The sequence below is a fragment of the Nocardia transvalensis genome (genome assembly GCF_015477765.1).
GTDB classification, from domain to species: domain Bacteria; phylum Actinomycetota; class Actinomycetes; order Mycobacteriales; family Mycobacteriaceae; genus Nocardia; species Nocardia transvalensis_A.
This window is the reverse complement of sequence record NZ_JADLQQ010000006.1, coordinates 47,730-59,123: the sequence shown is the minus strand read 5'-3', so window position 1 is coordinate 59,123 and position 11,394 is coordinate 47,730. Positions and strand designations below refer to the sequence as shown.

The following is an 11,394-nucleotide window of genomic DNA, read 5'->3' as shown; positions in this document are numbered from 1 at the left end:
CTCCGGTTTTGCTGGGAGCTTCCTGTCGGTCTGGGGTACTCAGCTTGGTCGCAGCATCGGCGGATGGAGCAGGCGGGCGGGGCCGGGCCGGTAGAGCTGGGCGGGGCGCCCACCGTCGCGCGAGGTGGTGCGGCCGGTCGCCTCGACGAAACCCGGTGTGCTGGTTACCTTTCGGTGGAAGTTGCGCGGATCGATGGTGGAGCCCCACACCACCTCGTACACGCGGCGCAGATCGGCCACCGTGAATTCGCGGCCGCAGAAGGCGGTGGCAAGCGGGGTGTATTCGAGTTTGGCGCGGGCCCGTTCGACGCCGTCGGTGAGGATGCGGTGGTGGTCGAAGGCCAGGCGCCCGCGATCGGCGAGCAGCTGCTCCACCGACCAGATCGCGGCGGCCGCGGCATCGGGTCCGGCGCTGGGGGCCGGTAGGTTCGGTACCAGCGCCAAGTAGGCGATGCTGACCATGCGCCCGCGCGGATCGCGTCCCGGCTCGCCATAGGTGGCCAGCTGCTCCAAATGCAGCCGGTCGCCTCGGATCCCGGTCTCCTCGCGCAACACCCGCACGGCCGCCGCCGACAGGCTTTCGTCCTGCTGCACCAGCCCACCCGGCAGTCCCCAGCGCCCGCGATAGGGCGCGAACAATCGCTGGACCAGCAGGGCGCAGAGGGTGTCGTTGGGCACTGCGCGCGCACCGAGGGTGAGTACGACCAGCTCCACCGCCACCGCCGCGTTGAGGCGAAACGCATTGCCCATGAAACAGATTGTAATCGTCAAATTGACGATAAATAGCTGCGCGTTTTTCACCGTCCGAGCCGAACCGTTTGCGGTGCGGCAAAAGTCGAGGCGTCCGAGATATTCCAGTTCCCGCGGTCCTGCATGCCCGGTGGGCACCCATCGCACCAGATCACCTGTGCGGTACATGCGATCGCCGGGCGCACCCTCCGGGTTGGCGACGAACCGTTCGGCCGTCAGCGCCGCCCGGCCCGCATAGCCGCGCGCCAGTTGCACGCCCGCCACGTACAACTCCCCGGCCACGCCCGGCGGAACCGGGCGCAGCTCGCGGTCGAGGACCAGCAGATCGGCGTGGTCGGCGGCGGCACCGATCGGTACGGCCGGCCGATCCTCGGTGGTCACCTCGTGGCCGGTCACGTCGACGGCCATGAGCCCGTACAGGGTGTGTAGCAGCGCGCCGCTGATATCGAGGAAGGCCCGCGCCGTGACCGCCGACAACTCCGCGCCGGAGGTGAAAACCAGCCGCAGCGACCGGATGTCGGCCTGCCGCGCATCACGCTCGACCGCGGTTACGAAGTCGGCGATCATCGAGGGCGCGAAATGCGCCACGGTTGCCCGCTTTTCGGCAATGGTGTCGATCAGATGGGTGGGTCTACCGTGTCCTTCGGGCTCGGCGATCAGCAGGCGCGCTCCGATCTGCAACGGCCAGAACAACTCCCACACCGACATGCCGGGTGCCTGCTGTAGCACGATGTCGTCGGGCCGTAGCCCGTAGCGCCGTTGCCGCCAGCGCAGGTCGGCCACGATCGACCGGTGCGAGACCGCCATCCCCTCGGTCGGGGTGTTTCCGAAGACCAAGCAGGCCAGATTGTCCGGTGCCGCCTGCGGCAGAGTGCCCGCGGCGACCGGCGACAATGCCGCGGAGGCGTCGACCTCGTCGAGACGCAGAACCGAAACGTCATATCCGAGCGGAGGTTCGTCGGCACGGGTGGTCACCATCAGAACCGGCGCGGAGACCTCGAGCACGGCGGCGATGTGCTCGGCCGAATGATCCGGGTCGATAAGCAGATAGGCGCCGCCCGCCTTGTGGATCGCGTAGGCGGCGACAACCATCTCGATCGAGCGGCGGACGGCCAACCCGACCAGCGCGTCCGGCCGAACGCCGAGGGCGACCAGCCGCCGCGCCAGCACCTCGGCGCGCGCATCCAACTCGGCGTAAGTGGCAGCGCGCCCGCGACATTCGACCGCGACGGCATCCGGGGTGCGGCGCGCCTGGTCTGCGAACATCGTCGCGAGGGTCTCGGGCGGAGCGAGACGCGGGGCCTCGCGCAGGGCGGTGTGGTGGATCACCCGGAGGGATGCGACGGACTCCGCATGCGCCATCAAAGATTTCCTTCCGTGCAGCTCGATGTCCGCGCGCCGTCGCGTAGGCAGGGCGGCACCCGAGCAGGCCGCATGGGCCAGCGGGAATGGGAGATGAGGAGTGCGGGATCGACGAGACCCGGCGAATGGGGAACCCTCGCCGGTGCCGGACCTTCCCCGGGACCGGCACCGGCGAAGCTTGTGGTGACCGTGAGTTGAAGTTCGAACTCGGTCACGCCGGTGTTCAGCCTACTCTCCCGCACCGACAAGCCGGACATTTCGCGAGCGAGGCCACCGGCTCCGACGAAGGTCGACATCACAGGGAGAATAGGCGTTTACACAATAAAACGGAGCAAATTCCCTTAAAGGACGCCCAGTCGCCGGTCCAAGACCCGCATCTTGGCCTCTATCTGGGCATACAGCGCCGACTCTCGATCGACGGTGGCCCGGTAGGCCGCCCACGCAGCAGCGTCGTCACGCCCATCGGCTCCTGCTGTCCAGCGGCTCAGGACGGCCGGGTCGCCCGACCGCAGCACGCCCGTGCGCAACCGCACCCGCAGTTCATCGCGAATGTCCATCACTCCGGGCGCGGTCGAACGCGGCAGCACCGGTCCGGTGTACAGCCGCACCGCGGTATCCATGTCCCCGCAATCCAGCGCCGCGCGCAGCGCCTCCACATCCGTGGTCACCTGCACGCGCAGGCGATAGGGCCGCGAGCCGAGGACGTCCGGGCCCACCACCGCGCGCAGTCGCGACATGGCCGCGCGAATGGTGGCGTTATCCAGGTCGGTGTCGTCGAGCAATAACGCCATATGCTCGGCGGACAGGCCCTCCGGGTGCTCGGCCAGCAGCAGGAGGATCTCGGCATGCCGCTGGGACAACGGGATTCGCTCACCGGCCACGGACAGTTGCGGCTGCCCGAGCCCCAGCACGTCCAGCCCGAGGTGGCTGGATGCGCGGTATTCAATCGAATTGTCTGTCGCACCAGGATGATTCGTGCCCCGCTGGGCCGACCGCACAGCGGTCAACATCAGATCCATCTCCGCGGCGGTCGCGGCGGCCTTCACGAGGGCCAGGATCTCGGGCCGGGCCACTCGCGGACCACCGGCAATCATCAGGACGCCCACCAGCCGCCCGTCCGGATCGTGGACGGGCGCAGCGGCTCCCGTGAGCTGATGCATTCGCCGCAGATAATGCTCGGGGCCGTGTATCCAGGTCGCCCGGCCGGTGCGCACCACGAGGCCGACCGCGTTCGTGCCGATGCGGCGTTCGCTCAGATCGTCACCCTCCCGCAGCCCGACCTCGGCGGCGGCCGTCACTAGTTCGGCATTGCCGCGCACCGACAGCACCCGGCCGAACTGGTCGGCAACCACCACGATCACTCCGGTACTCGCGGCGTCCTGCAGTAACAGCTTGTCCACCAACGGCATTACGGCCGCGGTCGGATGATTGGCGCGATAGCGCTGCAGGTCGACGCCCCGCAGCCCGCGACCGTCGAGAACGCTGTTCGGATCGAGGCCGCCGCGCAGACTGCGCAGCCAGGATTCGAGCACCAGCGGCCGCAGCAGGCCGGGGAGAAGATTCAGCCGATCGCCGCCGGCGGTGAGATGGCCATGAGCCTGCGCGGCATGGGTTTCCAGCGCGCCGAACTCCATGTCCGGCTCGACTCCATGCGCTGCAGTACGACCACCCGCGAGATTGCTGACCATTTGCCTTTCTTCCCGCCCGAAACCCTACCGGCAACCGAACAACGACATGGCCGAAGCCGGTCGTTTGTCCGACAGGTCACACCACACCCCTATCACCCCGAAATGTGAGGTGCGCAGCATCCCCCACCCTCTCGATCACTCCGGCATGCGCTCCGCCTCGGCCACCCGGCGCGGCATTTGGCTCCAGCCATTCTGGCGCGACCTTCGACCCCGGCCACCTCGGCATTCCCCTAGCGGTTCCGGCGTTCTCAGCCGCCTGAGAGCGCCTCGGCGTGCGTCAGCCCTGCGGGTTCCTGGCCGGGTGGGGTGGCGCCGCGGGGCGGAGGGCGGTGACGTTGCGGGCGCGGGCGGCGCCCCACCACAGGCCGGTTCCGTAGGCCAGGTCGTCCAACCGTTTGCAGATCAGATAGCGCAGCGGGTCCAGTCCGCCGGGTTCACGGTGGGTGAACCAATCGGCCAGCCCGTCGGCGAGCGCCATCGTCAGCGCGATCCGCCGGATCCGCGGTGAGATCACCATCGCCAGCATCGTCACCGGCCAGTAGTGGCGGCACAACGCCGAGACGATCCGCCAGACTCCGCCGGAGAACCCGCGGGCCAATTGGATTGCCGCCACGCGCGTGGGATTGTCGAGTTCGGCGAAGACGCGGCGTAGTCGCACCAGCGCGGCCACCAGCGTGGCCAGCCCGCCCAGGACGCTCCAGCGGGTCGCCGCCGCCAGCAGCGCGGTGGCCACCACGGCCCAGAACGGCACCGACAGCGGCGCCACCATCCCCTCGTGCCGGCGCGCCAGCGGTGCCGCGCCCGCGCCGTGAGAAACCTTGCGCGCGAGCCATTTTCCGAGCGAGACCGGATGATCGCACGCGACATGCGCGGCGGGCTCGTAGCGCAGCCGCCAGCCCGCCCGCTCGAGCCGCCAGCACAGATCGATATCGGCCGCCGAACGCATCTGTTCGTCGAATCCGCCCTCTGCCAACAGCGCCCGCCGCCGCACCAGCAACGCCGCGCCCGGGACATACGACACCGCGCCGCGCGAGGTGACCGCCGTTTCGCGCCGCCCCCGGTCCAGCGACGACCGCGTGTGCTCGTAACGCCCCAGCACCGTGGTGTCCGGTTCGCGCGCGACGATGCGCGGGGCCACCAGGGCCACCTCGGGGTCGCTGAAATGCCCGAGCATCACCTCGAGCCACCCGGCCCGCGGCACCACGTCCGAGTCCAGAAAGGCCACGAATTCCGTTGTCGCCGCGCGCAGTCCGGCATTGCGGGCGGCAGCCGGACCGTGCCGGCGATCGTGCCGCAGCACGGTCACCCGGCAGCGGCCACGGGTGCGGGGCACGCGCACGGGACGGTCGGAACCGTCGTCCACCACGACCACACTGTGCCCGCGCAACGTACCGAGCAGTCGCTCTAGACCCTCCGCATCGTTGTAATGCGGGACCACGACGGTGACATCCTCCGGCGCGGGCAGCAGGCGCGGACGCGGGTTGGCCACACCGGAATCGAGCAGCCGTCTGGCAACCACCGCCGACTTCGGGTCGGTCACCTCCAGATACCCGTCACCGATCAGGGCGGCAGCCTCCGGCGCGAGCCGCAGCAACCTCGTCGGCGAACCACCGACCAGGAACCGTCCACCGGAGTAGGTGCGCACCCTCGGATCGATTCGCACCCCGAACCCGTCGGGCAGTCGATCATGGCGCATTCCTGGGATGCTATGCGTTGATTGCCCATCGGGCATACCGTGTCGAAAAAAACGGAACGAATTCGATAGGAATACGCCAGGGGCGTCCCGGCGCGGCGGCCGATGACCTGCGGGCTATTCCTCCGGATTGCTGGCAATGAAACAGCAACTTCCGGCTGGATGCGACGAAGATCACGCTTACTCCGCACCGCAGCTCACCATCGGCTAATGCAATCGGGCCCCAGCTCACCGGCGTTCGGGGCGCGACGCGCGCACACGCGAACCCAGGTTCGGGCCCGCGCTCTAGACTGCGGAGGGAAAAAGCACGTTGAACAGCAGATGACGGGTTGCCGACGGACGGTCGGGCGGCGGCACAGTCGCGAGGTGGCATGGGAGTCGGACGGATGCAGACGAGCGGGGGCGGCAACACGTTGTCGGAATCCGAGATCGTCGAGGCCGCACTGCGGGTGGTGCGCGAGGACGGTGTGGACAAATTGTCCATGCGCCGGTTGTCGCGCGAGCTCGGCGTTTCGCCGATGGCACCGTATTACTACGTCGCCGACAAACGGGAACTGCTCGATCTTGTGGCGAGCGCGGCCCTGACGGGTGTCCGCAAACCGCCGCCGGAATCGGGGCCGTGGCAACAGCGGCTGCGTGAGCTCATCGATCAGATCGACGAAAAGCTGCGCAAGCATCCGGGACTCGGTGACGTGCTGATCGAGCAGATGCTCGGCAAACAACTCGATCTGATCGCCGCGGTGATGGAGATCCTGTTCGAGGCGGGTTTCGACGACCGCAATGTGCTGGCCTCCTACGCCACCATCCACACCTATCTGTTCGGGCGCGCCCGGGTGAATCCGCGGGATCGGTCCGCGCTCGTCGATGTCGCGCTGCCGGAGGCGGTGGAGCGGGCGGTGAAGCATATCGGCGACCTGCGCGGGAAGTACTCCTACGACTTCGGAATGGACGTACTGATCGCGGGCCTGGAGGCTCAGCTTGTCCGGCAACAGGAGGGCCACGTATCATGAAACTAGAACACGTTCTAGTTTGGCGCCCGAGAGGACACTATGACCACCGTTGAAGTGCCACACGGCTCGCGATCTGCCGTGCTGCGGGTCTCCGCGGTCATCAACGAGACGGCCGATGCCTGCTCGCTGGTCTTCGACGTCCCCGAGGATCTGCGCGATCGGTTCACCTATCAGCCGGGGCAGTTTCTCACCCTGCGCATCCCCAGCGAGCTGACCGGTTCCGTGGCGCGCTGCTATTCGCTGGCCAGTTCGCCCTACACCGACGATCGGCCCAAGGTCACCGTCAAGCGTACCGCCGACGGATATGCGTCGAACTGGGTGTGCGACAACGTGAAAGCCGGCGATGAGCTCGAAGTTCTGCCGCCCTCCGGCGCTTTCACGCCCAAGGACCTCGACGAGGATCTGCTGCTGTTCGCTGCGGGTAGCGGTATCACGCCCGTGATGTCGATCCTGAAGTCGGCGTTGGCGCGGGGCGGCGGCAAGGTGGTGCTGTTCTACGCCAACCGCGATGCCGAATCGGTCATCTTCGCCAGCGAATTGCGGGAATTGGGCGATAAGCATCCGCAGCGGCTGGTCGTGGTGCATTGGCTGGAGACACTGCAGGGGCTGCCGAGTGTCGAGGCGCTGGCGGCGGTCTCCGCGCCGTATACCGAGTACCGCGCGTTCATGTGCGGGCCGAAGGCGTTCATGGACCGGGTGCACGACGCTTTGGCGCAGTTGGGCGTGCCGCGCAACCGGACTCATGCCGAGGTCTTCAATTCGCTGTCGGGCGACCCGTTCTCGGCGGACGACCCGGTCGAGATCAGCGAGGAGGAGGCCGCCGACGCCGCCACCGTCGAGGTGGAGCTGGACGGCGAGGTGCACAACCTGCGCTGGCCGCGACGCCAGACCCTGGTCGACATCATGCTGGCCAAGGGCCTCGATGTGCCGTACTCGTGTCAGGAGGGCGAGTGCGGATCCTGTGCCTGCACAGTGCTCGAGGGCAAGGTCGAGATGGACAACTCCGAAATCCTCGACCCGGAGGACATCGAGGCCGGTTACATCCTGGGCTGCCAGTCCCACCCGGTCACCGACCACCTGAAGATCCAGTTCTGACGCCACTCATTTCCCGCCTCAGGCCTGACGCCCCGCACTCCCCCGCCTCGGGCCTGGCACCACCCATACCCTGCCTCGGGCCTAACGCCACCCATTCCTGCCTGTGGCCCGGCGCCACGCACTCCCCGCCTGTCGCCCGGCGCCACGCACTCCCCGCCTGTCGCCCGGCGCCACCCATTCCCTGCCTCAGGCCTGACGCCACCCATTCCCTGCCTCAGGCCTGACGCCACCCATTCCCTGCCTCAGGCCTGACGCCACCCATTCCCTGCCTCAGGCCTGACGCCACCCATTCCCTGCCTCAGGCCTGACGCCACGCACTCCCTGCCTCAGGCCCGGCGCCACGCACCTACCTACCTCGGGCCTGACGCCACTCATTTCCCCGCCCCAGGCGCCCCAGCGCCTGGGGCGGGGATCTCACCTCACCGCTTGTCGCGATACCTCTGCCGCACTTCGGATTCCAGATGCTCGGTGGCGTAACTCAGTGCCGTGCGGCCCATCTCGCCGGCGTGGCCGTCGAGGAAGCCGAGCAGCAGGGATCGGTCGATGCGCTTGCCCACCTCGCGCAGCATCCAGCCGATGGCCTTCTGGATCAGGTCGCGGCGGTCGTCGAGCAGTCGTTCGCACAGGGCGAAGGTGGTCGAGGCGTCACCGGCCTTGATGAACGCGAACGTGGTCAGCAGTGCGACCCGCCGCTCCCACAGCGAATCCTGTTGAACCAGTTGGAACAGCAGGTCGCGGGGGCGGTCCTGGAGCCAGGGGCCGAGGATGTTCTCCGCGGAGATGTCGACCAGATCCCAGTTGTTCACCCGCCCTCGTCGTACGGCCGCCAGATACAGTTCGACGATCTTCTCCTGTGCCGCACCGTCGAAGGTGCGCGCCTTCATGGCCTTCGCCATGGCGGCGTTGAGTATGACCAGGCCGGCCAGCCGATGTTCGTGCACCGGGCTGTCGAGCAGCATGTCGATCTCCGAGAGCGGCAGCGCGGCAAACTGTTTCGCGATGGCCCGGGTCGACGGCACACGCACGCCGATGAAGACATCGCCCTCGCCGTACTCCCCCGGCCCCGTCTTGAAAAATCGCTGCAGATGAATGGCATCGGCCGGATCGGCCACCGCCGCCAGCGCCTGCTGCACGGCCGCCGCCGTCACCGCGGGCACACTCGCACCCCCGCTCACCCCTACATCCCGACTCATCCGACCTCCCGGTCCACACAGAAGATCAACTTCCGGCCCAGTATCGCTCACCATCCCCCGTGGTACCCGGTCGATCCCGACCAAAGCCCGCCGCACACAAGCAACCCGCACCCCCTATTCGCAAACGCACCCCGTGCAGGCCCTGGGGAGGGTGCGTTTGCGAATAAGGGGTGCGGCTGGAGTGGGTGCACGCCAGGAACAGGCGGGCGGATCCACGCCCGGGACGTCTGAGCCGCACCCCTTGCTTGCAAACGCACCCTGTGCAGGGCCTGGAGAGGGTGCGTTTGCGAATAAAGGGTGCGGCTGGGTGCGGGCTAGTGGGCTGGGGAGGTTAGGGCGCCTAGGATGCGGCCGGATTCGAAGGTGGCGGCGGCGGGGGGGAGGGGGCCGGGGCGGCCGCTGTTCAGGACGGTGACCGTGCCGGAGCCGGTGGTGGGGCGGCCCACGGCGTCCATGCGGCGGAGGGTTTGGGCAGCAACGGCTTCGGCGCTGTCGAACAGGCGTACGTCGTCGGGGAGTGCGGCGATGATGGAGTCCGTCACGAGGGGGTAGTGGGTGCAGCCGAGGACGATGCCCTCGGTGCCCCGGGGCGTCTGCGCCACCGCCTTCTCGATAGCCTCCTCGATGGCCGGCAGGTCACCGCGGTCGATGGCATCGGCCAGGCCGTGGCAGGCCACCCCGACCACATCGGCGTCGCCGCCGAACCGGGCGATCAGATCGGCCTGATAGCGGCTGGCGGTGGTCGCGGCGGTCGCCCAGACCGCCACCGTCCGGCACACCGCCGCGGCGGGCTTGATCGCCGGGACCGTCCCGATCACCGGAACCTCCGGACCCACCTCGGCACGCACGTGTTCGAGAGCGGTCACGCTCGCCGTATTGCACGGCAGCACGATCACCTCCGCCCCCAGGCGCAGCGCCCGCCGGGTCGCCTCCAGCACCCGATCCACCACCCACTGCTCGGGCTTGGGTCCCCAGGGCGCCCCATCCGGGTCCAACTGCAGCAGAAGATCCAGATCCGGCCGCAATTTGCGCAGCCACGCCCCCGTGGGCAGCAGCCCCAGTCCCGAGTCGATGAGCGCGACGATCACACGCCCAACTTTATTAGCGCCCGTCGACACGCGATCCGCCGCATGGGCGAACCTCACATCCGGCAGCCGACCAGCACCGGATCACCCACCACAGCCGCACCCGTTCGAAGAGGTTTCAGGGGCTTTTACAGGGATGTTAGGGTAGCAGAAATGGTTGCATTCGAGTCGCATCGAGCTTAGACTGGTCTGGTCATCTCGTACTGGGCCGCCTGCTGCCTCGAAGGGTTGGGACCGATGCCCGTGCTCAATGGAGCCATCACAAGTCACGTCGAGACAGCAAGACTGCGACCCTCCGAACTGGCGCGCCAGCTGGTCCAGCACTTGGGCCCGACCCTGGTAGCCCTGGTCGCAGGTGTTCGTGACCGCAAGCTGCCGCACAAGTGGGCCCAGGCAGAAGGCCCGCGTCCACGGGACGCGGCATTGGCGCGGCTGCAGGTCGCGCACCGCTGTTGGATCCTGCTCGCCACCGCCGAAACCGAAGATGTCGCCCGGTCGTGGTTCATCGGCGCGAACCCCCGATTAGGGGAGGAATCGCCGGCCATCGCCATCCGGGAAGGTCGGTTCGCTGAAGTGATAACTGCCGCAGTCGCATTCGTTGACGGTTCGTAGCCGAACCGGCACACACGGGATTCCCCGTCTCCACTAGGCTCTCTTCTTCAGAGGTTGGGCTGTGTGTTGGGCTGTGGTGAGGGGGATCCCTTCGTGTCTATACGCGATATCCGGCGACCCGGTGCACCGCGTACCTGCTCGAAGACCGGATTCGCCTTGGTCCCCTCGGCGGGCCGGGAGGTCTATCGGCTGTCGAAACCGTCGTATGGCCCGCTCAACCCCCTACTGCGCGGCGTTTCCAGCTCCGAAAGCCGCGACGCCTGGAACAGATACGACGTCGCCGGACAGCGGACCGTCTACGCGGCCAGCACCGAACAAGGCGCCTACGGCGAACTGCTCGCCCCTCTCAAACCGAAACTCCCTGCCTCGGCGGCGATCTACTTCGACGACGTCGCGTCCGACGACGATCTCGAATCGCTGATCCGCGAAGAGTGGCAATCCGCCGGACACCGCGCACCCCGCGAGGTCGACCTGATGTGGTTGAGCGAGTACCGGCTGTATCGGCTCACTCTTCCCGCCAGAGGCTGGTTCATCGATATCGAGGCCGCGACCAGCCTGTCGGCCATCACCCGTTACGCCCCACCGAGTTTGATCGAGCGCGGCATCAGGGAGGTCAGCGTCGCCGAACTCCGCGGCAGCGATCGCGAGCTCACCACCGCCATCGCCACCAGCGTGTGGCCGCTGACCCTCGACGACACCAGCCTCGCGCACGGCATCATGTACGGATCGCGCCACGGCAGCGACTGGAACTGCTGGGCCGTCTGGCTACGCCGCACCAAACGCGACCGCGCCGCCCGCGGGCTCATCACCACCGCCGACCGCGGGATCGAGGTACTCCAACCCGCCCTCAACCCCGCACTGGACGCCATCCTGACCACCTACGGGCTTATCGGAACCTGGTGACCG

At 67.9% G+C, this 11,394-nt stretch carries 9 protein-coding genes; 4 read left to right on the top strand and 5 right to left on the bottom strand.

Annotation, left to right across the window (positions count from 1 at the left end; translation table 11 throughout):
• Positions 1–39 precede the first annotated feature (39 nt).
• The 3 genes from IU452_RS18380 to mftF form a co-directional block, all read right to left on the bottom strand.
• Positions 40–2,112, bottom strand: a complete 2,073-nt coding sequence (locus tag IU452_RS18380) for an AMP-binding protein (RefSeq protein WP_195110320.1) — start codon at positions 2,110–2,112, stop codon at positions 40–42.
• Positions 2,113–2,453: 341 nt separating this feature from the next.
• On the bottom strand, positions 2,454–3,746 hold the full coding sequence (locus IU452_RS18375; protein ID WP_228818222.1) for a helix-turn-helix domain-containing protein: 1,293 nt from the start codon (positions 3,744–3,746) through the stop codon (positions 2,454–2,456).
• A 331-nt stretch (positions 3,747–4,077) separates the two neighbouring features.
• A complete protein-coding gene (mftF, locus tag IU452_RS18370) occupies positions 4,078–5,496 on the bottom strand; it encodes a mycofactocin biosynthesis glycosyltransferase MftF (RefSeq protein WP_195110318.1) in 1,419 nt (472 codons plus the stop codon).
• Positions 5,497–5,879: 383 nt separating this feature from the next.
• Here mftF and mftR2 point away from each other — a divergent pair, with 383 nt between their 5' ends.
• The gene (mftR2, locus tag IU452_RS18365) at positions 5,880–6,503 is read left to right on the top strand and encodes a mycofactocin system transcriptional regulator MftR2 (protein WP_195110317.1); all 624 of its coding nucleotides are present in this window, start codon (positions 5,880–5,882) and stop codon (positions 6,501–6,503) included.
• A 39-nt stretch (positions 6,504–6,542) separates the two neighbouring features.
• On the top strand, positions 6,543–7,598 hold the full coding sequence (locus tag IU452_RS18360; RefSeq protein WP_195110316.1) for a ferredoxin--NADP reductase: 1,056 nt from the start codon (positions 6,543–6,545) through the stop codon (positions 7,596–7,598).
• A gap of 419 nt (positions 7,599–8,017) precedes the next feature.
• Here IU452_RS18360 and IU452_RS18355 read toward each other — a convergent pair whose 3' ends face one another.
• Positions 8,018–8,791 carry a DNA alkylation repair protein gene (locus IU452_RS18355; protein ID WP_195110315.1) on the bottom strand — a complete coding sequence of 258 codons (774 nt, stop codon included), beginning with the start codon at positions 8,789–8,791 and terminating at the stop codon, positions 8,018–8,020.
• A gap of 314 nt (positions 8,792–9,105) precedes the next feature.
• Positions 9,106–9,879: an aspartate/glutamate racemase family protein gene (locus IU452_RS18350; protein ID WP_195110314.1), complete on the bottom strand. Its 774-nt coding sequence runs from the start codon at positions 9,877–9,879 to the stop codon at positions 9,106–9,108.
• 234 nt (positions 9,880–10,113) lie between these two features.
• On the opposite strand from IU452_RS18350, the gene IU452_RS18345 reads away from it, so the two are divergent.
• Complete coding sequence (locus IU452_RS18345) at positions 10,114–10,488, top strand: hypothetical protein (RefSeq protein ID WP_195110313.1); 375 nt, start codon at positions 10,114–10,116, stop codon at positions 10,486–10,488.
• 93 nt (positions 10,489–10,581) lie between these two features.
• Positions 10,582–11,391 carry an RES domain-containing protein gene (locus IU452_RS18340; RefSeq protein ID WP_195110312.1) on the top strand — a complete coding sequence of 270 codons (810 nt, stop codon included), beginning with the start codon at positions 10,582–10,584 and terminating at the stop codon, positions 11,389–11,391.
• Positions 11,392–11,394: the final 3 nt, after the last annotated feature.